This window comes from Streptomyces sp. NPDC029139 (assembly GCF_055564335.1).
In genome coordinates this window covers 269,760-294,940 of the sequence record NZ_JBVHWN010000007.1, presented here as the reverse complement: position 1 = coordinate 294,940, position 25,181 = coordinate 269,760, and the positions used below count along the sequence as shown (strand labels likewise).

The following is a 25,181-nucleotide window of genomic DNA, read 5'->3' as shown; positions in this document are numbered from 1 at the left end:
GTCGCGGGTGCTGTGGCCGTGCCGTCGCGGGTGCCGCAGGCCGCGTCCGTCGTCGGCCGGGCGGGGCTTCCGGACACGACACCCCCTAGCACTGCGAGCGGTGGTCCGGACCCGGTGCTTCCATGGAGCCATGGCTATCAAGAGCGTCGTCGTCGAGCGCCGGATCGCGGCGTCCCCCGGGCCCGTCTGGGAGGCGCTGACGGACCTGAAGGACATGGACCGGGTCCTGAGCGGCGTGGTGCGGGTCGAGGTGCTGACGGAGGGTGTCTTCGGGGTGGGCACCCGCTGGCGCGAGACCCGGCGGATGATGGGCAAGGAGGCCACGGAGGAGATGACCGTCACCGAGGCCGAGCCGCCGGACCGGTACGTGGCGGTGGCCGACTCGCACGGCATGCACTACGTCTCCGAGATCGCGCTCCGGCCGGACGGGGCGGGCGCGACCACGGTACGGATGACGTTCTCGGCGACGCCGGCCGAGGGGAGCCGCACGGGGTTCCTCGCCACGCTCCTGGGCCGCCTCGGCGCGAAGGCGGTGAGCCGGGCGCTGGCGAAGGACCTGGACGACGTGGCGGCGGCGGTGGAGAGCCGCCGCTGACCGGCGCGCCACGCACCACCGACCGGCGGCCGCGCACCCACCGCCCACACACCCATCCCACCCGCACACCCACCCAACCCGCACACATGTTCGCTCGTACGAGTGACAGTGCGGCGGGCATCACGTGACGGGGCCCCGGGCAGGCACTTCCTGACGCCGCGACAGGAGGCCACCCATGACCACGGCACCCCAGCCCGACCGACCACCCCAGCCCTCGCGCCCCTCACCGCCGTTATCGCACGGGGAGGCCGAACAGCCCGCGCTGAAACGGGCGATCGGGCCCAAGCTGCTGATCCTCTTCGTGATCGGCGACATCCTCGGCACCGGGATCTACGCGACCACCGGCAAGGTCGCGGGCAAGGTCGGCGGCGCGCTCTGGCTCCCCTTCGTGATCGGCTTCGTCGTCGCGCTGCTGACGGCCGCCTCGTACGTGGAGCTGGTCGGGAAGTACCCCCGGGCGGCGGGCGCCGCGCTCTACACGCAGAAGGCGTTCAAGGTCCCCTTCCTCACCTTCATCGTCGCCTTCATGGTGATGTGCTCGGGGCTCTCCTCCGCGAGCGCCGCGGCCCGCGCCTTCAGCGGGGACTACTTCCAGGAGTTCACGGACGCGATCCCGGCCACGCTCATCGCGATCGTCTTCGTCCTCGCCCTCGCCTGCCTCGCGCTGCGCGGAGTGTCGGAGTCCGTGAAGACGAACGTCGTCCTGACGCTCGTCGAGCTCACCGGCCTGCTGATCATCCTCTCGATCGGCGCCTGGGCCGTCCTGGCCGGTGAGGGAGAGCCGTCGCGGCTCGGCGAGTTCGAGGCGTCGGGCAGCGGATACGCGCTGATGACGAGCGTGCTGGGGGCCACGGCGCTGGGTTTCTTCGCCTTCGTCGGCTTCGAGGACTCCGTCAACATGGCGGAGGAGACGCAGGATCCGGTCCGCACGTTTCCCCGGGCCATCTTCCTGGGCGTCGCCGTCACGGGCACGATCTACGTCCTGGTCGCCCTGGCCTCCTCGCTCCTCGTCGACCACCGGGTCCTGGAGAAGTCGAGCGGACCGCTCCTGGAGGTCGTGAAGGCCGGCGGAGTCGATTTCCCGCCGAAACTCTTCGCGCTGATCGCCCTGTTCGCGGTCACGAACTCCGCGCTCATCAACATCATGATGGCCTCCCGCCTCTGTTACGGCCTCGCCAACGAGCGGGTGCTGCCGCGGGTGATGGGCAAGGTCCTGAAGAACCGCCGCACCCCCATCACGGGCATCGTCTTCGCCACCCTCCTCACCGTCGGCCTGGTCACCACGGGTGAGATCGAGGGTCTCGGCGACACCACGGCGTTCCTCCTGCTGTGCGTCTTCGCGGTGGTCAACATCGCGGTCCTGGTGCTGCGCAGGGACCGGGTGGAGCATGCTCACTTCCGTACGCCGACGGCGCTTCCGGTCCTGGGTGCCGTGACCGCGCTGATCCTGGCGAGCCCGCTCGCGGACCGCTCGGCGGACGTGTACGTCCGGGCCGGGGTGCTGCTCGCCATCGGGATCGGGCTCTGGGTGGTCAACAGGATCGCCCTGCGGGTCCGGGGAGAGGAATGAGCGTCCGGGGCCGGGCGGCCGGCCCGGAGCGACCGGTTCCGAGCCGCGTGAGGGCGAATTCAAGCAAGCATCGGGCATGTTCCGATGGAAAATGCCAGAACTCCTCCCCCTGGCCGGAACGTTGAGTAACGTCACCGTCACTGCCGTACGCCCGCACGCCGCATCGGGAGGGGAACCCGCGTGCCCGGAATCGACGAGTGCCTGCTGGAGGCCATGAGCCTGCCGGGCGCACGCGGGGCCTGGCTGGTCGACTGGACCAGTGGGCTCGCCCTCGGCACGGCGGGCGACTCGCCGGTCGGCGACCACGAGACGACCGCCGCGGAGGCGGCCGAACTGGCGCGTGCGGCAGCGGAGTACGACTCCTTCGCCCACGCCCCGGACCCCGCCGAGTCCTCGGGCCCGGCCGCGGGGACCGACGAGGCGTCGCCGAAGGGCCCGCCCGTCGAGGACCTGATCGTCACCGCCCGCGGCGGCTACCACGTGCTCCGCTTCGTCGAGACGGCCTTCGACAGCAGCGTCTTCCTCCACCTGTGGCTCGACCGGGACACCGGCAACCTCGCCCTCGCCCGCATACGGCTGCGCGATCTCGCCGAGAGGCTGGTCCTGGGATGACCGTCTCGCCGATGCTGACCCGCCTCGCCGCCGAGCGCGCGACCGGTGCCCTGCTGCGCGACCACGGCACGCTCTACCTCGTCGACGGCCGTGTCGTCCACGCCGAGAGCCCCGCCGCCCCCGGCCTCGACGTTCTGCTGACGGCCGGCGGACGGCTGCCCCGCGAGGGCTGGGACGAGGCCGTCGACCGGGCCGGGGCGCGCCGCGAGGTCGGCCGGTTCCTGGTGGACAGCGGTCGGCTGCGCGACGGCGAGCTGGAGATCTGCCACCTCGGCGCAGTGTTCGACGCCGCGTTCTTCGCGCTCGCCCCCGCGAGCGGACCCACCCGCTTCCGCTACGGAGTCGCCCACTGGCTGGGCCCGGTGCGGCCGGTCTCCACCGAGGCCGTCGAGCGCGAGACCGTACGCCGCCGTGAACTGCTGGACAGCGTCTGGCCGTACGCCGCCGTGGACACGGCCCCGGTCGTGCCGCGCGCGGCCGCTCCCGGGCAGACGGTGAGCCTGCGGCAGCGGGCGCTGCTGGCCGCCGCCGACGGGACCCGCACGCCGGCGGAGATCGCGCGGCTGCTCGGCCGGCCCGCGTTCCACACCCTTCTCGACATCCGCCGCCTGGCGGCCGCCGGCCTTGTCGAGACCCCGCTCGAACCCGTACCGGCCGCCCCGCCCGCCGTCCCCGCATGGGTCGGCGAGGTCGCGGTCGATCCGGACATCGCCCTGCTGCGCCGGCTCCGTGACGCCCTGGAGGCAAGTCTGTGATGAGGCGTGCCCTGCGCCTGCGCGCCGAGAGGAGACACATGATGTCGGCAGAGGCCGAGGTGCTCGCCGAGCTGAGACGGCTGCGGGCCCGAATGCCCCAGCTCACCGGGGCGCTCGCGGCGAGCGCCGACGGTCTGATCCTGGCCCAGGACACCGTCGCCGGCGAGGCGGAGTCGGTGGCGGCGCTCACGGCGGCGGCGCTCGGCGTCGGACAGCGGCTGACCGAGTCCACGGGTCAGGGTGGCTTCCGCGAGCTGCTGGTGCGCGGCGAGAACGGCTATGTGGCCACCTACGCGGCCGGCGGCTCGGCCGTCCTCACACTCCTCGCCGAGCCCCGGACCAACGTGGGCCGGCTCCATCTGGAGGCGCGACGCTCCAGCGCCCGGATAGGCGAGCTGGTCGACGGCGCGCTCGAACGCAAAGACCTGAACTGATCCCACCACCACCACGCGAAAAGGAAGTGCGACACCCATGGCGAACACCGAGACCTCTCTGAAGGAAGCAGCCTCCATCGAAGGCGCCATCGGCGCCGCGCTGGTCGACTACACCAGCGGCATGGCCCTCGGCACGATCGGCGGCAACAAGGAGCTCGACCTCAACGTGGCGGCCGCGGGCAACACCGACGTCGTCCGCGCCAAGGTCAGGACGATGGACATGCTCGGCCTCAACGACGAGATCGAGGACATCCTGATCACCCTCGGCGGCCAGTACCACCTGATCCGACTGATCAAGGGGCGGACGTCCAACGGCCTCTTCCTGTACCTGGCGCTGGACAAGGAGCGCGCGAACCTGGCGATGGCCCGCCACCACCTGAAGCGGATCGAGGCCGAGCTGGAGGTCTGACCTCCCGGCCGAGGCCCACCCCTCCGGCCCGCTACTCGACGAACAGGCTCCGCGTCGCCGCCTTCGTGTCGAACTCCTCCAGGCGCGCCTGGGCGTCCGGCAGCTCGTCCGCCATCGCCTCCAGGAGCACCCGGCCGAGGAGCATCGGGGCGCAGGCCGTGTCGAAGGCGAGCCCGGTGCCGACGGCGGCGGGGATCAGCAGGTCGCTGTGGGCGGCGACGGGCGCGAACGCCGATTCGGCGACGGTCACGACGGTGAGTCCGGCCGCCCGCGCGTACTCCAGAGCCTCCACGACCTCCCTGGGGTGGCGCGGCAGCGCGAAGCAGAGCAGGGCCGTGGCCCCGGCCCGTACCGCCGCGTCGACGCGGTCGGTGAGCATCGAGCCGCCCTCGTCGAGAAGGCGGATGTCGGGGTGGACCTTGGCGGCGAAGTAGGCGAAGCCGCGGGCCTGGGAGGAGGCGGCGCGCAGGCCGAGGACGAGCAGCGGCCGCGAGGCGGCGAGCAGCCGCCCCGCGCGCTCGACGGGTGCGGGATCGGCGAGCAGCTCCGCGAGATGGCGGAGGTTCTCGATCTCGGCGAGGACGGCCTGCTGGTACTCGTTGTGCTCGCTCACCTCCCCCGTGGGCTTCTCGGCCGGGGCGACCTCGCGCAGATGGCGGCGCAGGGCGGGGTAGCCGTCGAAGCCGAGGGCGACGGCGAAGCGGGTGACGGAGGGCTGACTGACGCCGGCGAGGTCCGCCAGCTCCACGCTGGACAGGAACGGCACGTCTCCGGCCCGGCGCACCATGCAGTGCGCGATGCGCCGTTGTGTCGGTGTCAGCCGGTGCCCCTCGAAGAGCGCCTGCAGCCGTCCGGCCGGGCTGTCGCTCACGCCGTCCCCCTTCGTCTATTCATCCACCTCGAACTCTGCATGAGGATATGCAGGAGGGCAAGAAAAGTGGGGGGATAGCCCTACCGACGCAGCGGGCCCGGGGTCTCTACGGTGGCGGGCATGGACGAGCTCAAGAGCGAACTGGACGCCACCCTGCACGCCCGGCGGGAGCTGGGTACGGAGTACGAGGCGGCCCTCGTGGAGTCCTTCCTCGGCACGGTGGAGCAGCGCCTGGACGCCACGATCGAGCGTCAGGTGCGGCGCAGGCTGGGCGAGCAGCAGGTGGCGGCCGCCCGCGGCGGCCGGCCGGCGGGCTCGGGGGTCGAGGGGTTCGGTGAGCGCTACGGCTTCGGGATCATCTCGCTGGTCCTGGCGATCCCGCTCTCCGCGATCGCCGTGGTCCAGGCGGACCTGGAGGGCCTGATCGTGGCCTGGCTCGGCATCGCGGCGGTGAACTTCGTCCACGCCTTCCGGGGCCGTCTGCCCCGCCGTACGAAGAAGGACGACTTCTAGAGCCGGACGGGGCCCACCCGTGTCTCCACAGGCGCCGAGCCGAGCCGAGCCGAGAAAATATCGCGGGGACCGCCGCACCCCCGTGAACGGGGGGCGGGACGACGGCGGTCCCCGCGAGGGACACGGGCCCGGGTCAGGGCCGGTCTCCGCGTCCGGCGGCGTCGATAGGAGGTCCGGGAGCCGCTCCGGTAGTCCGTGACGCCGACAACACCAAGGTGCCGGACGCGTGTTAAGCGAGTGCTGCCGGTACGTGTCGCGCTCGTACCGTTTTCGCGAACGCCCGCTCGGTGGGGGTCCGGGCTACTTCGCGGCGCCCTTGACGCCACCGCCGGCCAGGAAGGCGAGCAGGTCCTGACGGCTCACCACACCCGTCGGCTTGCCCTCGACCAGCACGATCGCCGCGTCCGCCGCTCCGAGGACGGACATCAGGTCGGCGACCGGCTCGCCGGACCCCACCTGCGGCAGCGGCGCGCTCATGTGACGCTCCAGCGGGTCCTCGAGGGAGGCCCGCTTGGTGAACAGCGCGTCGAGGAGCTCGCGCTCGACGACCGAGCCGACGACCTCCGCGGCCATCACGTCGGGGTGCCCCGCGCCCGGCTTCACGATCGGCATCTGGGAGACGCCGTACTCCCGCAGCACCTCGATGGCCTGACCGACCGTCTCCTCGGGGTGCATGTGGACGAGGGACGGCAGGCCGCCCTCCTTGTGGCGCAGGACGTCGGCGACGGTGGCGGACTCGGTGTCCTCCAGGAAGCCGTAGTCGGCCATCCACTCGTCGTTGAAGATCTTGGAGAGGTAGCCGCGGCCGGAGTCCGGCAGCAGGACGACCACGACGTCGTCGGGGCCGAGCTCCTTGGCCACCTCGAGCGCGGCGACGACCGCCATGCCGCAGGAGCCGCCCACCAGGAGGCCCTCCTCCTTGGCGAGGCGGCGGGTCATCTGGAAGGAGTCCTTGTCCGAGACCGCGACGATCCGGTCGGTGACGGACGCGTCGTAGGCGGTGGGCCAGAAGTCCTCGCCGACGCCCTCGACGAGGTACGGCCGGCCGGAGCCGCCGGAGTAGACCGAGCCCTCGGGGTCGGCCCCGACGATCCGGACCGCACCGCCGCTGACCTCCTTCAGGTACTTGCCGGTGCCGGAGATGGTGCCGCCGGTGCCGACGCCCGCGACGAAGTGGGTGATCTTCCCGTCCGTCTGCTCCCACAGCTCGGGACCGGTGGTCTCGTAGTGCGAGCGGGGGTTGTTCGGGTTCGAGTACTGGTCGGGCTTCCAGGCACCGGGCGTCTCACGGACGAGCCGGTCCGAGACGTTGTAGTACGAGTCGGGGTGCTCGGGGTCGACGGCCGTGGGGCAGACGACGACCTCGGCGCCGTACGCCCGCAGCACGTTGATCTTGTCCGTGGACACCTTGTCGGGGCAGACGAAGATGCACTTGTAGCCCTTCTGCTGGGCCACGATGGCGAGTCCGACGCCGGTGTTGCCGGACGTGGGCTCGACGATGGTGCCGCCGGGCTTGAGAGCGCCGCTCTCCTCGGCCGCCTCGATCATGCGCAGGGCGATGCGGTCCTTGACCGAACCGCCGGGGTTGAAGTACTCCACCTTGGCCAGCACGGTGGCCTGGATGCCCGCTGTCACATTGTTGAGCTTCACCAGCGGGGTGTTGCCGACGAGGCTGATCATCGAGTCGTGGAATTGCACCGTAATCTCCGGGGTCTCCGTAATGGTGCAGCCAGCGTATGCGTAGTCGGAGCGGGTTACGGGGCAGTTAGTTCCCTAACGGCTTGAAGGAGGTGACTGCCCCTATGTCGAGGGCGAGGGTGGCACGGCGGATCGCGGCGGGCGCTGCGTACGGAGGCGGGAGCATCGGGCTGCTCGGTGTGGCGGCGGTGGGGGTGCTCCTGGCCGAGGTGCAGCTGGCGAAGAGGACGGTCGGGGGCGGGGTGGCGCCGTTGCCACCGGGGGCGGACGGGTTGTACGGCCGCTCCTTCGAGACCTCGGATCCCGTCACCCCCCCTCTTCGGCTGGCCCTTCTGGGTGATTCGACGGCGGCGGGTCAGGGGGTGCGCCGGGTGGGCCAGACGCCGGGGGCGCTGCTGGCCTCGGGGCTCTCCGCGGTGGCGGAGCGTCCGGTGGTCCTGCGGAACGTGGCGCTGCCCGGGGCGCGCTCGGACGACCTGGAGCGTCAGGTGTCGCTGCTGCTGTCGTCCCCGGCGGGACCGCCGGATGTGTGCGTGATCATGATCGGGGCGAACGACGTCACGCACCGGATGCCGGCCACGGAGTCGGTGCGCCTGCTGGCGGCGGCGGTGCGGCGGCTGCGGACGGCGGGGGCGGAGGTGGTCGTGGGGACCTGTCCGGACCTCGGGACGATCGAGCCGGTCTACCAGCCGCTGCGGTGGCTGGCGCGGCGGGTCTCGCGGCAGCTGGCGGCGGCGCAGACGATCGTGGTGGTGGAGCAGGGCGGGCGGACGGTGTCACTGGGGGACCTGCTGGGTCCCGAGTTCGCGGCCAATCCGCGGGAGATGTTCGGGGTGGACAACTACCACCCGTCGGCGGAGGGGTACGCGACGGCGGCGATGGCGGTGCTGCCGACGGTCTGCGCCGTCCTGGGTGTCTGGCCGGAGCCGGACGGCCTGGAGCCGGACCGCCGCGAGAACATCCTGCCGGTGGCGAAGGCGGCCGCGGAGGCGGCGAAGGAGGCCGGTACGGAGGTCACCGGGGCGCGGGCCCCGTGGGCGCTGCTGAAGCACCGCCGCCGGAGGCGGCTGCCGGCCGCGGAGGCCCCGACGCCCTCCCCGGAGGACGCCCGCCGCCCCTGAGCGCACCGCTGAACGGCCAGGTCCGGGCACGAACCCCGGCTCTGGCCGCACCGCTGAACGGCCAGGTCCGGGCACGAACCCCGGCTCTGGCCGCACCGCCGGGCGGGCAGGCCCGGGCACGGCCGCCGGCCCCGGATCCGCCGCCGGGCGGCCGGGGACGGACCCGACCGACTGAGCGCTCGCTTAGAAAAGAGGTCCGCGTCACACTGTCAGGGCGGTGACCCGTGCCGTACGTGCAGGTAACTTCCCTTTCAGTCCGTCACCCCGCATCCCTCTGGAGCCGTGATGCCCGAAGCCGTCATCGTCTCGACCGCCCGCTCCCCCATCGGCCGGGCCTTCAAGGGTTCCCTGAAGGACCTGCGGCCCGACGACCTCACCGCGACCATCGTGCAGGCCGCGCTCGCCAAGGTCCCCGAGCTCGACCCGCGGGACATCGACGACCTGATGCTCGGCTGCGGCCTCCCCGGTGGCGAGCAGGGCAACAACCTGGGCCGGATCGTCGCCGTCCAGATGGGGATGGACCACCTCCCCGGCTGCACGGTCACCCGCTACTGCTCCTCCTCGCTGCAGACCTCCCGCATGGCGCTGCACGCCATCAAGGCGGGCGAGGGCGACGTCTTCATCTCGGCCGGTGTCGAGATGGTCTCCCGCTTCGTGAAGGGCAACTCCGACTCCCTGCCCGACACGCGCAACCCCCTCTTCGCCGAGGCCGAGGCCCGTACGGCCGCCGTCGCCGCCTCCGAGGGCTCCACCTGGCACGACCCGCGCGAGGACGGCCTCGTCCCGGACGCGTACATCGCCATGGGCCAGACCGCCGAGAACCTGGCGCGCCTCAAGGGCATCAGCCGCCAGGAGATGGACGAGTTCGGCGTACGGTCGCAGAACCTCGCCGAGCAGGCCATCAAGAATGGCTTCTGGGAGCGCGAGATCACCCCGGTGACGACCCCGGACGGCACCGTCGTCTCCACCGACGACGGCCCGCGCGCCGGCGTCACGCTGGAGGGCGTGCAGGGCCTCAAGCCCGTCTTCCGTCCCGACGGCCGTGTCACCGCCGCCAACTGCTGCCCGCTCAACGACGGCGCCGCCGCGCTCGTGATCATGTCGGACACGAAGGCCCGCGAGCTCGGCCTGACCCCGCTCGCCCGCATCGTCTCCACCGGCGTCTCGGGTCTCTCCCCCGAGATCATGGGCCTCGGCCCGGTCGAGGCGTCCAAGCAGGCCCTCAAGCGCGCCGGCCTGACCATCGGCGACATCGACCTGGCCGAGATCAACGAGGCGTTCGCGGCTCAGGTCATCCCGTCCTACCAGGACCTGGGTCTGGATCTGGACAAGGTGAACGTGAACGGCGGCGCCATCGCCGTCGGCCACCCCTTCGGCATGACCGGCGCCCGCATCACCGGCACGCTGATCAACAGCCTGCAGTTCCACGACAAGCAGTTCGGCCTCGAGACGATGTGCGTCGGCGGTGGCCAGGGCATGGCGATGGTCATCGAGCGTCTGAGCTGAGCCGAAGCGGAGGGCAGGCGCCGCCCGAGGAAGGGCGGCACCTGCCCGTAGCGGTGACGAAGCGAAGCGTGAGCGAAAGAACCGAGCCACTGTCATAAGCGGCGCCTGAAGGGAGCGGCAGCGCTCCCATGGCCTGCTGACGCGGGTCCCAACCGCCCCGCGTCCCAGCCGTGACCGAATCTCCCCCAGGATGTGACCTACGTCCCGGGGGAGACTCTTTTCCCAGGTCAGAGTAGTTTCGGGACTAAACACCCGGCCCAAATACCTGTCCATTTCGTGACGTAATGCACTGACAGGGGGCGCACTCCCACGACAAGCTGATGTAGGAAGTCGGGGGATCGACTCGGAATCGGGAGTACGTCAGTGAGCGCCATGTCTCTTGCCCTGCTGGTGACCACGGCCGCCGCCACGGCCGTGGGCGCCGCCGCCCTGCACGCTGCCCACGGTCTCCGTAAGCAGGTCGCCGCTCTGCGTAGCGAACTCGCCACGGCCGAGGGCGTGTCCGTGCCCCACGCCCGCCAGTCGCCCGCGGCCGAGATACGCGCCGCGGTCGCCGACGCGCTGGCCGAGGAGCGGGAGCGCGAGCTCGCCGAGGCGCGGGCGTTCTGGGCGGCGCAGGAGGCCCGTGACGCGGCCGACGCCCCGTCCCTGCTCGGCGGCCTCGGCGGCACCACCGAGGACGGCCCCTTCTACGTCCCGCGCCAGGCCGACTTCGCGGGCCTGGAGGCCATGGCCCTGGAGGCGATGGAGGCCGAGGCCGCCGCGCTGGACGGCCCCGGCGCCGAGAGCGTCCTGGACGAGTTCCCCGAGCTGACCGAGTACGCCGAGGACTCGCCCGAGCTCGCCGCGGCCCGCCGCCGCCACCCCTCGCACCCGGACTTCGTGCCGGTCCAGACGCCCGTCGTCACCGACCACGAGCGCACGGTGGCCCGCCTGGAGGAGCTCGCCGACACGCGCACCGCGCTGACGGACGTGCGCCCGGGGCCGCTGGGCACGCTGGACGTCTACGTCTTCGCCGACGGCACCACGCTCTGCATGACCCCCGGCCACCGGGAGACCGCCGAGCGCCTCGCGGACGCCCTGCACGCCGGCCGTACGCCGGTCCTGCTCGGCGGTTCGGGCGTCTCGGGCGCGTACGCCCTGACGTTCTCCTTCGGTGAGGCGGACGACGAGAACGTCTACATCCTCGCCGACCGCGTCATCGCCTCGCTCTGATCCCGCGGAGGGCCCGGCGGGCCACGGCCCCGCCCGGGCCGCGGGCTACAGCCCCGCCCGCTCCGCCGCCTCGCGCACCAGCCTCACGGCCTCGCCCAGCTCCCCCTCCGGGGGTCCGGCCGGGGCCGTTCGCAGAATCTCCGCCAGATCGTTGCCGGCCACCACGAGTTGGTCGGCGACCGTGAAGACTCCGGCGTCCGGCATGATCCGCGCGGCGCCTCCTGGCTCCTCGATTCGCTGCGCCCGCAGCGCCAACTCCCTTGCCAGGCCCAGCCCTTCGGCGGCCGCGCCGCGCTGGAGGCGGCTCTGCGGGGCGGTCCGCAGACGGTCGGCGAACCGTTCGACGGCGGCGGTCAGTTCACTCGTATCAAGCACTCCGCGACCCTACGCGCCCTCCAGGGACTGTTGCCAACGGCCCGGCACTCAGGCACGGTGACGGGAAGGAGCACACGGCAACACGCGTCCGGAGGCGCCGATGTCCCACGCATTCTCCGAAGAGACCCATCGCAACCTGCTCGCCCGCATCCCCCATTGCACCGGTCGTGAAGTCTCCGACTGGCTTCGCACCGTCGAGGAAGGCCCCTCCCTCGTCCGCTTCGAGGAGAAGATGAGCTGGCTCCGGGGCGAGCACGACCTCGCGTACGGCCACGCGAAGGCGATCATCCACGAGTACGACCTTCGGCGAGCGGCCCGCCGGCTGCTCTGACACTCCGCGCGGGGGCCCGTCCGGCCGGACGGGCCCCCGTCGGCTCTCCGCACGCGCCCGCCCACCCGGCACGGCTCACCTCACGTGCCGGCCCCTCGTGCCCGGAAGGGCGTGAAGCCCTCCGTGCAGACGGTGCCGCTCCGGGTGACGATCGCGGTGACCCGTTCGGGGTCCCGCGCGGCGATGCGCAGACCGATGGGCGCTCCTGGTCCCGGAGGCAGAGCGCCAAGCGGTCGGGTCCGAGTCGGTCGAGCAGCTCGAGGGTGACCTCGGTAGAGTGGGAGAACGGTGGTTCTCCACGCAAGGGGTGAGCGGACGATGGACACGGACACCGCCGAGCTGCGGCTCCTGGAGGCCGCGGAGGCCCTCTTCGACGAGCGTGGGGTGCAGGCGGTCGGCATGGACGCCATCCGCACCGCGTCCGGCGTCTCCCTCAAGCGCCTCTACCAGCTCTTCCCGTCCAAGGACCATCTGGTGTGGGCCGTCCTGAACCGACGCGACGCGGCCGTACGGGAGGCCGTCGCCGCCCACGGCGCACGTCACGCCGCAACGCCGTACGAGCGCGCCCTGGCGGTTTTCGACTACCTCGGCGACTGGTTCGCCGCCCCCGGCTTCCGCGGCTGCGCCTTCATCAACACCTTCGGCGAGATGGGCGGCATCTCACCGGACGTCGCCGACATCGCCCGCGGGCACAAGCAGGCGGTACGGGAGTACTTCGCGGAGCAGACGAACGCCCTCGGCGCGCCGCCGGAGCTGGCCGACCAGCTGGCGCTGCTCGCCAACGGCGCCATGGCCGTGGCGGGCATCGACGGCTCCCCCGAACCGGCCACCCGCGCGAAGGCCGCGGCCCGGGTGCTCCTGGACGCCGCGCTCAGGCCCTAGGTGTATTGACCCGCAGGGTTGTTGACGCGGGTGATGGGTGGGTGTCCGGAGAGGAACGCGGAAGGGCCCGCCCGGCGGGAGCCGGACGGGCCCTTCGTCACGCGAGGGTGCGTCAGTCGTCGCCCTGCAGGATCGACAGGACGCGCAGCATCTCGAGGTAGATCCACACCAGGGTCATGGTGAGGCCGAAGGCCGCCAGCCAGGACTCCTCGCGCGGGGCGCCGTACGTCAGACCGTCCTCGACCTGCTTGAAGTCGAGGGCGAGGAAGCAGGCGCCGAGGATGATGCCGATGACACCGAACAGGATGCCGAGGCCGCCGCTGCGGAAGCCCAGGCCGTCACCGGCGCCGTCGAACATGGAGAACACCGCGTTGACCAGCATCAGCAGGACGAAGCCGATGGCGGCCGCCATCACGAAGCCGTAGAAACGGCGGGTCACACGGATCCAGCGCATCTTGTACGCGATCAGCACGCCGGCGAAGACCGCCATCGTGCCGAGGACCGCCTGCGCGACCACACCGGGCGAGATGTAGGTCGAGACGGCGGCCGAGATGACGCCGAGGAACACACCCTCGAACGCCGCGTACGCCAGGATCACCGCGGGCGAGGGCTTGCGCTTGAAGGACTGCACCATCGCCAGGACGAAGGCCACCAGGGCGGCGCCGATGGCGATGCCGTACGACTTGCCGATGTTCGCCTCGTCGACCGGCAGCAGGAACCACGACAGGGCGGCGGTGACCACGACCGTGCCGAGCGTCATGGCCGTACGGCTCACGACGTCGTCGATCGTCATCACATTGCCGTGTGCCTGCTGCGGGGCCCCGAGCTGGGTGTCCTGCGCGTACGGGTTGGTCGCGTACGGGTTCGTCGCGGCTTCGGCGTACGGGTTGGTTCCGACGGCGGGGCCCCCGGCCTGCGGCTGCTGCGCGTTGTAGCCGGCGTAGCCGTTGTCGCGGCTGAACCCCCGTCGCGAGAAGACCGGGTTGCTGCTCCTCATCTCACTCCTCCATGGCCGCACTGCGCGGCCTTGCGTCAAGAGTAATGCGGAAGCAAAAGAAACTCCCTAGTGCTCGGGGAGGATCTTTCCGAGATCACGAAGGAAGCCCGGCGGTCGACGGGGCTGAGCTGTGCCCGGAACCGGACTCGAACCGGTACGGCCCGAAGGCCAGCGAGGTTTAAGCTCGCCGTGTCTGCATTCCACCACCCGGGCATGGCGCGCGGCTCCGCGTTGGCACATGAGCCTATCGGGACGCTTCCCCCGTTCAGCGGAACGCCGGTCCGATGTTGTCTTATTTTATTGACGTCTGAGGGTGCGTCAGTGCAGGTGGGGGCCCATCTGACGAACTGTGACAGGGGTCGCAGGCGCAAAGGTGCGTACGCCGGAATGACGGAAAGTCGCCGCATCTGTGTCAGGTCGCCCGCGCGACTCCGGCGAGGACCCGTCCGGCCCGCACCGCTCGGGGCGTCTCAGGGGCGCTGTCATACCTCAGGAGGAGGGGAGGGCTTCCCGGTCCGACTCGAGACTGCCCCAGGAACGGGCACGTGGGCGGACGCTCCGGGCCTCAACGCTCGACACGATGGAGTGGTTCCCGAACATCCGCAGTGACAGGAGTCCTCCTCGTGACCACCACCCCCACCGTGTCCCGCGCCACCGCGGTGGCCGCCCGCGCCACGGATCTCTCGAAGGTCTACGGACAGGGCGAGACCCAGGTGGTCGCCCTGGACCACGTCACCGTCGACTTCCGGCAGGGCGAGTTCACCGCGATCATGGGCCCTTCCGGCTCGGGCAAGTCGACCCTGATGCACTGCGTCGCGGGTCTGGACTCCTTCAGCTCCGGATCGGTCCGCCTCGGCGACACGGAGCTGGGCACGCTGAAGGACAAGCAGCTCACACAGCTGCGCCGGGACAAGATCGGCTTCATCTTCCAGGCGTTCAACCTGCTGCCGACGCTGACGGCCCTGGAGAACATCACGCTGCCGATGGACATCGCGGGCCGCAAGCCCGACAAGCAGTGGGTGGAGAAGGTCATCGACATGATCGGCCTGTCCGGCCGCCTGAGCCACCGCCCCGCCCAGCTCTCCGGCGGCCAGCAGCAGCGAGTCGCCGTCGCCCGCGCGCTGGCCTCCCGCCCCGAGATCATCTTCGGTGACGAGCCGACCGGAAACCTGGACTCGCGCTCGGGCGCCGAGGTGCTCGGCTTCCTGCGCAATTCGGTACGTGAGCTGGGCCAGACCGTCGTCATGGTCACGCACGACCCGGTCGCCGCGTCCTACGCCGACCGGGTGATCTTCCTCGCGGACGGCCGGATCGTCGACGAGATGATCGCGCCGACGGCGGACGGGGTGCTGGACCGCATGAAGGCCTTCGACGCGAAGGGCCGCACGAGCTGACGGCACCCGCGCCGCCGCCTCGCCTCCCCGGGCTCCGCCCCGGGGACGCCCCGGTCCTCGGGGCCTGACGCCCCGCGACAGCGAAGGGCCGGGCCCGAGCCGATCCGGTACGGCCACGCCCCACCCCACCCGACTTCTCCCCGCGCGCCCCGGCGCAGGCGGGGCACACACCAGGACACACCATGTTCCGTACCGCCTTGCGCAATGTGCTCGCGCACAAGGCCAGGCTGCTGATGACCGTGCTCGCCGTCATGCTCGGCGTGGCCTTCGTCTCCGGCACCCTGGTCTTCACCGACACCCTCTCCCACGCCTTCCGCAGCCAGTCGGCCAAGAGCTACGACGACGTGGCCGTCGCCGTCAGCATGCAGCCGGGCCCCGACGAGGCCGCCAAGACGCCCGGCCTCTCCCAGGACGTGCTCGACCGCATCGGGAAGCTCGACGGCGTCGCCTCCGTCTCCGGCCGGGTCGACGGCTTCGCCGGCGTGCCCGACAAGGACGGCAAGCTGATCGGCGTCGGGTGGTCCAACAAGGGCACCAACTTCGCCCCCGGCAAGGACGGCAAGGACCGGGCGTACGACTTCGTCCAGGGAGCCGGCCCGGTGCGGGACGGGCAGATCGCCCTCGACAAGGAGACCGCCGCCAAGGGCGGCTACAAGGTCGGCGACACCGTCCGCGTGGCCACCAACGGCCCGGTGAAGGAGTACGCCCTCTCCGGTGTCTTCACCACCGAGGACGGTGCCGTCGGCGCCGGCGGCAGCCTGGTCCTGTTCGACACCTCCGTCGCGCAGAAGCAGTACCTGAAGCCCGGCTACTTCCAGGACGCCGCCGTCGTCGCCGCCCCCGGCACCGACGCCGACAAGCTCCTCGACGAGGTCCTGAAGGTCGTCCCGAAGGCGGCCACGGCCCAGACCGGGCAGGCGCTCGCCGACGAGCAGGCCCGGGAGATCGAGGAGGGCCTCGGCGCCCTCAACAAGGTGCTGCTCGGCTTCGCCGGCATCGCTCTCTTCGTCGGTGTCTTCCTGATCTCCAACACCTTCACCATGCTGGTCGCCCAGCGCACCAAGGAACTGGCCCTGATGCGCGCGGTCGGTGCCTCGCGCAAGCAGGTGACCCGCTCCGTCCTCGCCGAGGCCGGTCTGGTGGGCCTGGTCGCCTCGGTCATCGGCTACGGCCTCGGCGTGGCCCTCGCCCTCGGGCTGCGCGCCGGCATGAACGCCTTCGACCTGAAGGTGCCGGACGGCCCGCTGATCCTCGGCGCCACCCCGGTCGTCTCCGCGCTCGCCGTGGGCATCCTGATCACCATGCTCGCCGCCTGGCTGCCCGGCCGCCGTGCCGCGAAGATCCCGCCCGTGGCCGCGATGAGCAGTGTCCACGCCGCCGCGACGACCAAGTCCCTGGTGGTGCGCAACTCCATCGGCGCCGCGCTCACCGCGCTCGGCGTGGCCCTGATCGTGTACGGCGCCGGCGAGGGCGGTGACACCGGCCAGGCGGTCATCGCGGGGGGCGCCTTCCTCACCCTCATCGGCGTGATCGTGCTCATCCCGCTGCTGTCCCGTCCGGTGATCGCCGTGATCCGCCCCTTCTTCGTGCGGGTCTTCGGGGTCTCCGGCAAGCTCGCCGGCCTCAACGCGGTCCGCAACCCGCGCCGTACCGGCGCCACCGCCTCCGCGCTCGCCATCGGCCTGACCCTGGTCACCGGTCTCTCGGTGCTCGGCGCGACGGTCGGCACGGCGCTGGACAAGATGACGACGGACCAGATCAAGGCCGACTACATGGTCACCATGGCCAGCGGCGAGGGGCTGAGCGCGGACGCGCTCGCCGCGATCGAGAAGGCACCCGGCGTCGTCGCCTCCTCGCCGCAGCAGGCCGGCTGGTTCGACCTGCGGGGCAAGGGCGTCTCGGCCTCGGGCGTCACCCCGATCGACATCGAGCGGGTCCTCAAGCTCACCACCGTGAAGGGCGACCTCGACACCCTCGGCGAGGGGCAGATCGCGGTCGCCGAGAAGACCGCGACCAAGCAGGGCTGGAAGGTCGGCGACACGCTGCCGGTCGAGTTCATGGACCGGCAGAAGGGCAAGCTGACGATCGGCGCGGTCTTCGAGGACAGCGAGTTCGTCTCGCCGGTCCTGGTGGACTCCGCGATCCTCACCTCGCACGAGCAGCAGGCCCACATCCCGCAGATCTTCGTCTCGATGGACGGCGGCTCCTCGGCGGCCAACGAGAAGGCGCTGGCGAAGGCGATGGGCGACAACCCGGCCATCACCGTCATGGACCACAAGGACATCCGTGACGCCTTCGGCGGCCCGATCAACATCCTGCTGAACATCATGTACGGCCTGCTGGCGATGGCCCTGATCATCGCGGTCCTCGGTGTCGTGAACACCCTCGCGATGTCGGTGTTCGAGCGTCAGCAGGAGATCGGCATGCTGCGGGCGATCGGTCTCGACCGTCGCCGGGTCAAGCGGATGGTCCGTCTGGAGGCCGTGGTCATCTCGCTGTTCGGCGCGGTCGTCGGCATCGGTCTCGGCGCGTTCCTGGGCTGGGCGATCGGCGAGACGTTCAAGGCGAGCCTGCCCGGCTACGCCCTCGTCCTGCCCTGGGACCGCATCGGCGTCTTCGTGGTCCTGGCCGGCCTGGTCGGCGTCCTGGCCTCCCTCTGGCCCGCCCGCAGCGCGGCGCGGCTGAACATGCTGACCGCCATCAAGGCCGAGTAGCGGCGGACCAGCCACGACGCGAGGGCCGGACTCCCCAGGGGAGTCCGGCCCTCGCGTCGTACGGCCTAGCTCTGTTCGTTCCAGACGCGGGGCCGCAGCGGCAGGCCCGAGGCGCCCGACTCCGGTGTCTTCACCGCGAGGAACTGGTTCACGCCGATCCTGTTGCGCTCGAAGGAGACGGCGGAGGCGGCCATGTAGAGCCGCCAGATCCGCGCCCGGGCGGGCGAGCTGTTTCGTACGGCCCGGTCCCAGTCGGCCTCCAGGTTGGCCACCCAGCGGCGCAGCGTCAGCGCGTAGTGCTCGCGGATGGCCTCCACGTCGCGGACCTCGAAGCCGGCGTCCTCCAGGGTGGAGAGGGTGCGGCCCATCGGGGCGAGCTCGCCGTCCGGGAAGACGTACGCGTCGATGAACGCGTCGACCTGGTAGGCGGTCTCGTCCGGTTCGGGGCGGCGGGAGATCTGGTGGTTGAGCAGCCGGCCGCCGGGCCTGAGGAGCGCGTGGAGGGTGTCGGCGTACTCGCGGTAGCGGACGGCCCCGACGTGTTCGGCCATGCCGATGGACGAAATGGCGTCGTACGGTCCGTCCTTGACGTCCCGGTAGTCCTGGACGCGGATCTCGATGCGGTCGGTCAGCCCCTCCTCGGCGATCCGTTTGCGGGCGTAGACGGCCTGCTCGCGGGAGAGCGTGATGCCGACGACCTGGGCGCCGTACTCACGGGCCGCGTGCATGGCCATGGAGCCCCAGCCGCAGCCGACGTCGAGCAGCCGGTCGCCCTCCCCGAGGTTCAGCTTGCGGGCGATGAGGTCCAGCTTGTCGCGCTGGGCGTCCTCCAGGGTGCCGCCGTCCGTCCAGTACGCGCACGAGTAGACCATCGACGGCCCGAGGACCAGCTCGTAGAAGTCGTTGCCCACGTCGTAGTGGTGACTGATCGCCTGCTTGTCGCGGTGCTTGCTGTGGCGGGAGCCGAAGCGCCGGCGCATCTCCTCGGCGGGCGGCGCGGGCGGCGGGAACGGTCCGCCGAGCGTGACGAGGGCGCGGGCCGCGGCGCGCATTCTCGGATCGCGTACGGTCTCCAGGGCGCTCCTGGTCTCCTCCCCGCGCTCCCAGATCAGTCCGGCGAGCCGGTCCAGGACCTCGTAGAGGTCGCCCTCGACGTCGATCTCACCGGCGACCCAGGCACGCGCGAGGCCCAGCTCGCCGGGCTTCCACAGCAGCCGCCGCAGGGCACGACGCTGCCGGACGATCAGGACGGGGCCGTCCGCCGGGCCGGCTTCACTGCCGTCCCAGGCCCGCAGACGCACCGGGAGCGGGGAGCCGAGGAGTTCCTCCGCGAGAGTGGTCAGCCGCGATGCGGCGTCGGCCATGGTGCACACCTCCGTGATGTCGTGCCCCAGAAATGCTCGTCACCACGTAAACACCCTCCGTAGGCGTTTTTCGTCCCGTCGGCACGCAACGACTCGGCAAAACACTCGGGCGGAAGACTCCGGCGCACATGCCGAAGGGCCGTCCGCACCACGGATGGCGGACGGCCCTTGCGGGGGTGTACTGCGGGGAACTAGGAGGCCTTGGCCTTCTCCTGGCTCGCGGCGGGGGCCGGAGCGGGAGCGGGCTTGGCCGCCTCGTAGAACTCCTCGCGCGGTGTCTCCATCGCTCCGAGGGAGACGACCTCGCGCTTGAGGAACATCGCGAGGGTCCAGTCGGCGAAGACGCGGATCTTGCGGTTCCAGGTCGGCACGGCCATGCCGTGGTAGCCACGGTGCATGTACCAGGCGAGACGGCCCTTGAGCTTGATCTTCATCTTGCCCATGACGATCATCGCGACGCCCTTGTGCAGGCCGAGACCCGCGACCGCGCCCTTGTTGGCGTGGGCGTACTCCTTCTGCGGGAAGCCCCGCATGCCGGAGACCACGTTGTCGCCGAGGACCTTCGCCTGACGCAGCGCGTGCTGGGCGTTCGGCGGGCACCAGGCGTTCTCCACACCGGCCTTGCGGGCGGCGAGGTCCGGAACCTGGGCGTTGTCGCCGGCGGTCCAGATGTAGTCGGTGCCGGTGACCTGGAGGGTCGGCTGGGCGTCCACGTGGCCGCGCGGGCCGAGCGGGAGGCCGAAGCGGGCCAGCGCCGGGTTGGGCTTGACGCCCGCGGTCCAGACGATGGTGCTGGAGTCGACCTCGAGGCCGTTCTTCAGCACGACGTGGCCGTCGACGCAGGAGTCCATCGAGGTCGAGAGGTAGATCTCGACGCCACGGCCCTCGAGGTGCTCCTTGCCCCAGCGGCCCAGCTCGGGGCCGACCTCGGGAAGGATCTTGTCGGCGGCGTCGACCAGGATGAAGCGCATGTCCTCGCGCTTCACGTTGGTGTAGTACTTCGCCGCGTCGCGGGCCATGTCCTCGACCTCGCCGATGGTCTCCGCGCCGGCGAAGCCGCCGCCCACGAAGACGAAGGTCAGCGCCTTGCGGCGGACGTCCTCGTCCGTCGTCGAGTCGGCCTTGTCCAGCTGCTCCAGGACGTGGTTGCGAAGGCCGATGGCCTCCTCCACGCCCTTCATGCCGATGCCCTGCTCGGCCAGGCCGGGGATCGGGAAGGTACGGGAGACCGCGCCCATCGCGATGACCAGGTAGTCGAAGGGCAGCTCGTAGGCCTCGCCGACGAGCGGCGCGACCGTGGCGACCTTGCGGTCCTGATCGATGGTGGTGACGCGACCGGTGAGCACCTCGGCTCCGCGAACGACGCGTCGCAGCGGGACGACGACGTGGCGCGGGGAGATGCTGCCTGCGGCGGCTTCGGGGAGGAAGGGCTGGTACGTCATGTACGACCGCGGGTCGACGACCGTGACGGTCGCCTCGCCGAAGCGCATCTTCTTGAGGATGCGCCGAGCTGCGTACAGGCCTACGTACCCACCGCCTACTACGAGGATCCTGGGACGCTCCGTGGTGCTCATGCATCGAGTATCCACCCCTCTCAGGGGGGTCGCTCGTGCGCCCCTTCACAAGCTCTTGCGGATGCTCTGCTACACTCCGCCGCCCACGTGACCCACGTCATGGTCGTGCAAAGGAACCAGGGTGGGGGGGTGAACGTTGTTCACCCCTACTGAACTGGCCCGGAGAGCAGTTCTTAACGCTGAACCACAGGGTGCGTTCACACGATGGAAACATCGAGCGAACCCGGCTCCGAGCCTACGAAAGAGCCCCGACAGGGGTGTTGGAGGCTCTGAAGGCCCTCCGCGGCCCCCATCAGGGCCCTTTTCCTTGTGAAGAACTTCACGAACTTTCCCGACGGACCCTTTTCGGGCGTGCCGTCGGGTGCCCGTTATGCCACGGACAGTGCGATTCCGTCGAGGATGTCGTGCTCGCTGACGACCACCTCGCGGGCCCTCGTCCGCTCCATGATCTCGAGCAGGACCAGCGCCCCGGCGATGATCACGTCGACCCGTCCCGGGTGCATGACGGGGATCGCGGCGCGCTCGTCGTGGGTGGAGCCCAGCAGCCGCCCGACCACCTCGGCGACCCGGTCGTAGGAGATCCGGGAGCGGTGGATCTTCTCGGAGTCGTACTCCTCCAGACCCAGCGCGATCGCGGCGACCGTGGTCACGGAACCGGCGAGCCCGACGAGGGTGTCGGCCTCGGTGATCGGGACCGTCCGCTCGGCCAGGTCGAGCGCGGCCCGGATGTCGGCGCGGATCGCCTCGATCTCGGCGGCGGCCGGCGGGTCGTTGCGGACGTGCCGCTCGGTGAGCCGTACGCAGCCGATGTCGACGGACCGGGCGGCCTCGACATGCCGGTTGCCGACGACGAACTCGGTCGAGCCGCCGCCGATGTCGACGACCAGGTACCGCTCGTCCCCGTGCAGCTCGACCGTGGCGCCGGTGAAGGAGAACTCGGCCTCCTGGTCACCGGAGATCACCTCGGGCTCGACGCCGAGGATGTCCAGGACCCCGGCGACGAACTCCTCGCGGTTCTCGGCGTCCCGCGAGGCGGAGGTGGCGACGAAGCGCAGCTTCTCGGCGCCCAGCTCCTCGATGACGGCCGCGTACGCGCGGCAGGCGGCGAAGGTCCGCTCCAGCGCCTCGGGCGCGAGCCGGCCGGTCTTGTCCACGCCCTGCCCGAGCCGGACGATCGTCATCCGCCGGTCCAGCTCGATCAGCTCACCCGTCTCCGGGTGGACGTCGGCGACGAGGAGCCGGATGGAGTTCGTTCCGCAGTCGATGCCCGCGACCCGCGTCATTCGGCGGCCTCCTTCTCCCCGCACGGGTCGACGCAGGGGCCCTTGGCCCACCACTCGGGGAGCATCTCGAGCGCCTCGTCGCCCAGCGGGTTCACGCCGGGGCCGGCGGCCAGCGAGTGGCCGACGAGGACGTGCAGGCACTTGACCCGGTCGGGCATGCCGCCCGCGCTCGGGAAGCCCTCCAGGACCTCGATGGCGTCGCGGCGGGCGATGTAGTCCTCGTGCGCGGCACGGTAGGCGGCGGCCAGCTCCGGGTCGGTGCCGAGCCGGGCCTGCATCTCCTTCATGACCCCGTTGGCCTCGAGCGTGCCGATCGCGGAGGCGGCACGGGGGCAGGTCAGGTAGTACGTGGTGGGGAACGGGGTGCCGTCCGGGAGCCGCGGCGCGGTCTCGACGACGTCCGGGTTGCCGCACGGGCAACGGTGCGCGATGGCGCGCAGCCCCCGGGGCGGGCGGCCGAGCTGCGCCTCGAAGGCGGCGACGTCCGCGTCGGTGGGCTCGGTGCGTTCGGTCTGCGGAGGGGGCGTTTCCATGCGGCGTCTTGTCTTCTCGTCGGTGGGGTGGTCGGTGGTGGGTGATCGGTGGCCGGGCCGGTGCCGGTGGCCGATCGGGACCGGCCCCGGCCGCTGGCCGAGTCCGGTCCGATGCGCCGGCCTTCGCGGGCCGTGGCCCGCGGGCCGGAAGGCCCGAGGCCCGAGCGGTCAGGGGCCACCGGGCACGGGCCCATCATCTCGCGTCGGCGCGCTAGCGGCGCGCGTCGGTGTTGTCGATGCCGGTCCAGAGGTCGGAGTACCAGGGGAGCTCGCTCGCGCCCTGGTCCTCGCGCCGGGCGCGTTCGGCCTCGGGGTCGTTCACGGTGAAGCCGGTCTCCCCGGGCATCACGTAGTGCAGGTGCTCACGGGCGAGGCGGCGGACGTAGGCCGGGTCCTGGAGACGGGCCTTCTCGTCGCGCAGCTCCTCCACCCGGGCCGCGGCCTCGGCGGCCTGGCGCTCCTGCTCCGCGATCTCGCCGCGCTGGGAGACGTACTGCCGCATCGGGTACGCGAGCGCCACCACCAGCGAGCAGACGACCAGGGCGAGGAACGCCGCCCGGCCGGTGAGCCGGGAGCGGCGGGCCTGACGGCGGGTCTGGGAGCGGTAGACGCGGGCGGCGGTCTGCTCGCCGAGCAGCTTGATCCTGGTCGCGGTCGAGAACCGGTCCCGGGCCATGTGCGCGCCTCCCCTTTACGTACGAACGTCCCCGCACACGGTACGGGACCGCGTGCGGGGACGTATGTACGACGGGGCTGTCAGCCCTTGAAGCGCGGGAAGGCGCTACGGCCGGCGTAGACCGCGGCGTCGTCGAGGATCTCCTCGATGCGCAGCAGCTGGTTGTACTTGGCGACGCGCTCGGAGCGGGCCGGGGCGCCGGTCTTGATCTGGCCGCAGTTGGTGGCGACGGCCAGGTCGGCGATGGTGACGTCCTCGGTCTCGCCGGAGCGGTGGGACATCATGCACTTGAAGCCGTTGCGCTGGGCCATCTCGACGGCGTCCAGGGTCTCGGTCAGCGAACCGATCTGGTTGACCTTCACCAGGAGGGCGTTGGCGGTGCCCTCCTCGATGCCGCGGGCCAGGCGCTCCGGGTTGGTGACGAACAGGTCGTCACCGACCAGCTGCACCTTGGCGCCGAGCTTGTCGGTGATGGCCTTCCAGCCGGCCCAGTCGTCCTCGAACAGCGGGTCCTCGATGGAGACGAGCGGGTACGCGTCGACGAGCTCGGCGTAGTAGTCCGTCATCTCGGCGGCCGAGCGGGACTTGCCCTCGAACTCGTACGAGCCGTCCTTGTAGAACTCGGACGCGGCGACGTCGAGCGCCAGCGCGATGTCCTTGCCCGGGACGTAGCCGGCCTGCTTGATGGCCTCGAGGATGAGGTCGAGCGCCTCGCGGTTGGAGCCGAGGTTCGGGGCGAAGCCGCCCTCGTCGCCGAGACCGGTGGACAGGCCCTTGGTCTTCAGGACGGACTTGAGGGTGTGGTAGACCTCGGTGCCCCAGCGCAGGGCCTCGGAGAAGGACTCCGCGCCGATCGGCGCGATCATGAACTCCTGGATGTCCACGTTGGAGTCGGCGTGCGAGCCGCCGTTCAGGATGTTCATCATCGGAACGGGCAGCAGGTGCGCGTTCGGACCGCCCAGGTAGCGGAAGAGCGGGAGGTCGGAGGCCTCGGAGGCGGCGTGCGCGACGGCGAGGGAGACGCCGAGGATGGCGTTGGCGCCGAGCGAGGCCTTGTTGTCGGTGGCGTCCAGGTCGAACATGGCCTGGTCGATCAGGCGCTGCTCGGTGGCGTCGTAGCCGACGAGCTCCGGGCCGATCTGCTCGATGACGGCGAGGACGGCCTTCTCGACACCCTTGCCCATGTAGCGGCTCTTGTCTCCGTCACGGAGCTCAATGGCCTCGAACGCTCCGGTGGAGGCACCGGACGGAACAGCAGCACGACCGGTGCTGCCGTCGTCGAGGCCGACCTCGACCTCGACCGTGGGGTTGCCTCGGGAGTCCAGGATTTCCCGGGCTACGACGACGTCGATGGACGGCACGAGCATCTCCTTCTGGGATGTGACGCTAGATGTGACGAACACTTGTGCAGGGTCGCTTCGGCCTTGCGACAAGAGCCTAACCGGCTCGGGGGCTCCGGTCGGCCGTGCGCCCGCCCGCTGGGACGAAAAAGGACCCAAGGGCACGCATCCCCGGACGAACGACCCCGAAGCTACCCTCCGGTAGCGCGGAATCGCCGGAGCGCGTGGCCCTGCGGAGCGCCGGACCGGCCCGGGAGGCGCACGACCGGAAGGGGCACCTCGCGAGGCGCACTACCGGGAGGGGCACCCTCGGGAGGCGCACCGCCGGGAGGCTTCCCCCGCGAGGCGCACCCTCCGAACGCGCGGAACCCCGGTCCGGCGCGCACGGGGGAGGGCGCGCCGGACCGGGGTGGTCACCG

General features: G+C 71.2%; 24 protein-coding genes and 1 tRNA gene. 14 read left to right on the top strand and 11 right to left on the bottom strand.

Features of this window, described 5'->3' with window-relative positions:
- Positions 1–130 precede the first annotated feature (130 nt).
- The 6 genes from ACZ4VW_RS18945 (at position 131) to ACZ4VW_RS18920 (ending at position 4,375) form a co-directional block, all read left to right on the top strand.
- Positions 131–595, top strand: a complete 465-nt coding sequence (locus tag ACZ4VW_RS18945; RefSeq protein ID WP_467963700.1) for an SRPBCC family protein — start codon at positions 131–133, stop codon at positions 593–595.
- Positions 596–770: 175 nt separating this feature from the next.
- Complete coding sequence (locus ACZ4VW_RS18940) at positions 771–2,165, top strand: APC family permease (RefSeq protein ID WP_467963698.1); 1,395 nt, start codon at positions 771–773, stop codon at positions 2,163–2,165.
- A gap of 180 nt (positions 2,166–2,345) precedes the next feature.
- Positions 2,346–2,777, top strand: a complete 432-nt coding sequence (locus tag ACZ4VW_RS18935) for a hypothetical protein (protein WP_467963696.1) — start codon at positions 2,346–2,348, stop codon at positions 2,775–2,777.
- On the top strand, positions 2,774–3,532 hold the full coding sequence (locus ACZ4VW_RS18930; protein ID WP_467963694.1) for a transcriptional regulator: 759 nt from the start codon (positions 2,774–2,776) through the stop codon (positions 3,530–3,532). The genes ACZ4VW_RS18935 and ACZ4VW_RS18930 overlap by 4 nt, the downstream gene beginning before the upstream one ends.
- A gap of 41 nt (positions 3,533–3,573) precedes the next feature.
- Positions 3,574–3,966 (top strand): roadblock/LC7 domain-containing protein, encoded by a 393-nt coding sequence (locus tag ACZ4VW_RS18925; RefSeq protein ID WP_467963816.1) that lies wholly within the window; start codon positions 3,574–3,576, stop codon positions 3,964–3,966.
- Between the two features lie 37 nt (positions 3,967–4,003).
- Entirely contained in the window at positions 4,004–4,375 is a 372-nt protein-coding gene (locus tag ACZ4VW_RS18920; protein WP_467963692.1) for a hypothetical protein, read from the top strand.
- A 31-nt stretch (positions 4,376–4,406) separates the two neighbouring features.
- Here the strand turns inward: ACZ4VW_RS18920 and ACZ4VW_RS18915 are convergent, their stop codons facing one another.
- The gene (locus ACZ4VW_RS18915) at positions 4,407–5,246 is read right to left on the bottom strand and encodes a MurR/RpiR family transcriptional regulator (RefSeq protein WP_467963690.1); all 840 of its coding nucleotides are present in this window, start codon (positions 5,244–5,246) and stop codon (positions 4,407–4,409) included.
- A gap of 120 nt (positions 5,247–5,366) precedes the next feature.
- Here ACZ4VW_RS18915 and ACZ4VW_RS18910 point away from each other — a divergent pair, with 120 nt between their 5' ends.
- Positions 5,367–5,759, top strand: coding sequence for a hypothetical protein (locus tag ACZ4VW_RS18910; protein ID WP_467963688.1), 393 nt, complete (start codon positions 5,367–5,369; stop codon positions 5,757–5,759).
- A gap of 300 nt (positions 5,760–6,059) precedes the next feature.
- Here the strand turns inward: ACZ4VW_RS18910 and ACZ4VW_RS18905 are convergent, their stop codons facing one another.
- Positions 6,060–7,457, bottom strand: a complete 1,398-nt coding sequence (locus ACZ4VW_RS18905) for a cystathionine beta-synthase (RefSeq protein WP_467963686.1) — start codon at positions 7,455–7,457, stop codon at positions 6,060–6,062.
- 119 nt (positions 7,458–7,576) lie between these two features.
- Here ACZ4VW_RS18905 and ACZ4VW_RS18900 point away from each other — a divergent pair, with 119 nt between their 5' ends.
- The 3 genes from ACZ4VW_RS18900 (at position 7,577) to ACZ4VW_RS18890 (ending at position 11,299) form a co-directional block, all read left to right on the top strand.
- Positions 7,577–8,578, top strand: a complete 1,002-nt coding sequence (locus tag ACZ4VW_RS18900) for an SGNH/GDSL hydrolase family protein (RefSeq protein WP_467963814.1) — start codon at positions 7,577–7,579, stop codon at positions 8,576–8,578.
- Between the two features lie 285 nt (positions 8,579–8,863).
- Positions 8,864–10,084, top strand: coding sequence for an acetyl-CoA C-acetyltransferase (locus tag ACZ4VW_RS18895; protein ID WP_467963684.1), 1,221 nt, complete (start codon positions 8,864–8,866; stop codon positions 10,082–10,084).
- 363 nt (positions 10,085–10,447) lie between these two features.
- Positions 10,448–11,299 (top strand): hypothetical protein, encoded by an 852-nt coding sequence (locus ACZ4VW_RS18890; RefSeq protein WP_467963682.1) that lies wholly within the window; start codon positions 10,448–10,450, stop codon positions 11,297–11,299.
- Positions 11,300–11,344: 45 nt separating this feature from the next.
- Here ACZ4VW_RS18890 and ACZ4VW_RS18885 read toward each other — a convergent pair whose 3' ends face one another.
- Positions 11,345–11,674: a hypothetical protein gene (locus tag ACZ4VW_RS18885; protein ID WP_467963680.1), complete on the bottom strand. Its 330-nt coding sequence runs from the start codon at positions 11,672–11,674 to the stop codon at positions 11,345–11,347.
- 100 nt (positions 11,675–11,774) lie between these two features.
- On the opposite strand from ACZ4VW_RS18885, the gene ACZ4VW_RS18880 reads away from it, so the two are divergent.
- Together ACZ4VW_RS18880 and ACZ4VW_RS18875 are read left to right on the top strand one after the other, a co-directional pair.
- Positions 11,775–12,005, top strand: a complete 231-nt coding sequence (locus ACZ4VW_RS18880; protein WP_467963678.1) for a DUF4287 domain-containing protein — start codon at positions 11,775–11,777, stop codon at positions 12,003–12,005.
- 318 nt (positions 12,006–12,323) lie between these two features.
- Entirely contained in the window at positions 12,324–12,887 is a 564-nt protein-coding gene (locus tag ACZ4VW_RS18875) for a TetR/AcrR family transcriptional regulator (protein ID WP_467963676.1), read from the top strand.
- Positions 12,888–12,999: 112 nt separating this feature from the next.
- Here the strand turns inward: ACZ4VW_RS18875 and ACZ4VW_RS18870 are convergent, their stop codons facing one another.
- Both ACZ4VW_RS18870 and ACZ4VW_RS18865 read right to left on the bottom strand, forming a co-directional pair.
- On the bottom strand, positions 13,000–13,884 hold the full coding sequence (locus ACZ4VW_RS18870) for a Bax inhibitor-1/YccA family protein (RefSeq protein WP_467963674.1): 885 nt from the start codon (positions 13,882–13,884) through the stop codon (positions 13,000–13,002).
- 131 nt (positions 13,885–14,015) lie between these two features.
- Positions 14,016–14,097: transfer RNA gene (locus ACZ4VW_RS18865), tRNA-Leu, on the bottom strand.
- Between the two features lie 410 nt (positions 14,098–14,507).
- Here ACZ4VW_RS18865 and ACZ4VW_RS18860 point away from each other — a divergent pair.
- Positions 14,508–15,278, top strand: coding sequence for an ABC transporter ATP-binding protein (locus tag ACZ4VW_RS18860; protein WP_467963672.1), 771 nt, complete (start codon positions 14,508–14,510; stop codon positions 15,276–15,278).
- Positions 15,279–15,460: 182 nt separating this feature from the next.
- Complete coding sequence (locus ACZ4VW_RS18855; RefSeq protein WP_467963670.1) at positions 15,461–17,992, top strand: ABC transporter permease; 2,532 nt, start codon at positions 15,461–15,463, stop codon at positions 17,990–17,992.
- Between the two features lie 65 nt (positions 17,993–18,057).
- Here ACZ4VW_RS18855 and ACZ4VW_RS18850 read toward each other — a convergent pair whose 3' ends face one another.
- The 6 genes from ACZ4VW_RS18850 to eno all read right to left on the bottom strand — a co-directional run bounded on the left by ACZ4VW_RS18850 (position 18,058) and on the right by eno (position 24,783).
- On the bottom strand, positions 18,058–19,356 hold the full coding sequence (locus ACZ4VW_RS18850; RefSeq protein WP_467963668.1) for a class I SAM-dependent methyltransferase: 1,299 nt from the start codon (positions 19,354–19,356) through the stop codon (positions 18,058–18,060).
- 191 nt (positions 19,357–19,547) lie between these two features.
- A complete protein-coding gene (locus ACZ4VW_RS18845) occupies positions 19,548–20,930 on the bottom strand; it encodes an NAD(P)/FAD-dependent oxidoreductase (RefSeq protein WP_467963666.1) in 1,383 nt (460 codons plus the stop codon).
- Positions 20,931–21,298: 368 nt separating this feature from the next.
- The gene (locus ACZ4VW_RS18840; protein WP_467963664.1) at positions 21,299–22,213 is read right to left on the bottom strand and encodes a Ppx/GppA phosphatase family protein; all 915 of its coding nucleotides are present in this window, start codon (positions 22,211–22,213) and stop codon (positions 21,299–21,301) included.
- Positions 22,210–22,746, bottom strand: coding sequence for a DUF501 domain-containing protein (locus ACZ4VW_RS18835; protein ID WP_467963662.1), 537 nt, complete (start codon positions 22,744–22,746; stop codon positions 22,210–22,212). Before ACZ4VW_RS18835 ends, ACZ4VW_RS18840 begins: the two co-directional genes overlap by 4 nt.
- 211 nt (positions 22,747–22,957) lie before the next feature.
- Positions 22,958–23,422, bottom strand: a complete 465-nt coding sequence (locus tag ACZ4VW_RS18830) for an FtsB family cell division protein (RefSeq protein WP_467963660.1) — start codon at positions 23,420–23,422, stop codon at positions 22,958–22,960.
- A gap of 80 nt (positions 23,423–23,502) precedes the next feature.
- Positions 23,503–24,783: a phosphopyruvate hydratase gene (gene eno / locus ACZ4VW_RS18825; protein ID WP_467963658.1), complete on the bottom strand. Its 1,281-nt coding sequence runs from the start codon at positions 24,781–24,783 to the stop codon at positions 23,503–23,505.
- Positions 24,784–25,181 lie beyond the last annotated feature (398 nt).

Bases quoted from the DNA above. Each gene is read 5' to 3' on its own strand.
- ACZ4VW_RS18945 (WP_467963700.1), top strand. From the start codon at position 131: ATGGCTATCAAGAGCGTCGTCGTCGAGCGCCGGATCGCGGCGTCCCCC.
- ACZ4VW_RS18940 (WP_467963698.1), top strand. From the start codon at position 771: ATGACCACGGCACCCCAGCCCGACCGACCACCCCAGCCCTCGCGCCCC.
- ACZ4VW_RS18930 (WP_467963694.1), top strand. From the start codon at position 2,774: ATGACCGTCTCGCCGATGCTGACCCGCCTCGCCGCCGAGCGCGCGACC.
- ACZ4VW_RS18925 (WP_467963816.1), top strand. From the start codon at position 3,574: ATGTCGGCAGAGGCCGAGGTGCTCGCCGAGCTGAGACGGCTGCGGGCC.
- ACZ4VW_RS18920 (WP_467963692.1), top strand. From the start codon at position 4,004: ATGGCGAACACCGAGACCTCTCTGAAGGAAGCAGCCTCCATCGAAGGC.
- ACZ4VW_RS18910 (WP_467963688.1), top strand. From the start codon at position 5,367: ATGGACGAGCTCAAGAGCGAACTGGACGCCACCCTGCACGCCCGGCGG.
- ACZ4VW_RS18895 (WP_467963684.1), top strand. From the start codon at position 8,864: ATGCCCGAAGCCGTCATCGTCTCGACCGCCCGCTCCCCCATCGGCCGG.
- ACZ4VW_RS18880 (WP_467963678.1), top strand. From the start codon at position 11,775: ATGTCCCACGCATTCTCCGAAGAGACCCATCGCAACCTGCTCGCCCGC.
- ACZ4VW_RS18875 (WP_467963676.1), top strand. From the start codon at position 12,324: ATGGACACGGACACCGCCGAGCTGCGGCTCCTGGAGGCCGCGGAGGCC.
- ACZ4VW_RS18870 (WP_467963674.1), bottom strand. From the start codon at position 13,884: ATGAGGAGCAGCAACCCGGTCTTCTCGCGACGGGGGTTCAGCCGCGAC.
- ACZ4VW_RS18855 (WP_467963670.1), top strand. From the start codon at position 15,461: ATGTTCCGTACCGCCTTGCGCAATGTGCTCGCGCACAAGGCCAGGCTG.
- ACZ4VW_RS18850 (WP_467963668.1), bottom strand. From the start codon at position 19,356: ATGGCCGACGCCGCATCGCGGCTGACCACTCTCGCGGAGGAACTCCTC.
- ACZ4VW_RS18845 (WP_467963666.1), bottom strand. From the start codon at position 20,930: ATGAGCACCACGGAGCGTCCCAGGATCCTCGTAGTAGGCGGTGGGTAC.
- ACZ4VW_RS18840 (WP_467963664.1), bottom strand. From the start codon at position 22,213: ATGACGCGGGTCGCGGGCATCGACTGCGGAACGAACTCCATCCGGCTC.
- ACZ4VW_RS18835 (WP_467963662.1), bottom strand. From the start codon at position 22,746: ATGGAAACGCCCCCTCCGCAGACCGAACGCACCGAGCCCACCGACGCG.
- ACZ4VW_RS18830 (WP_467963660.1), bottom strand. From the start codon at position 23,422: ATGGCCCGGGACCGGTTCTCGACCGCGACCAGGATCAAGCTGCTCGGC.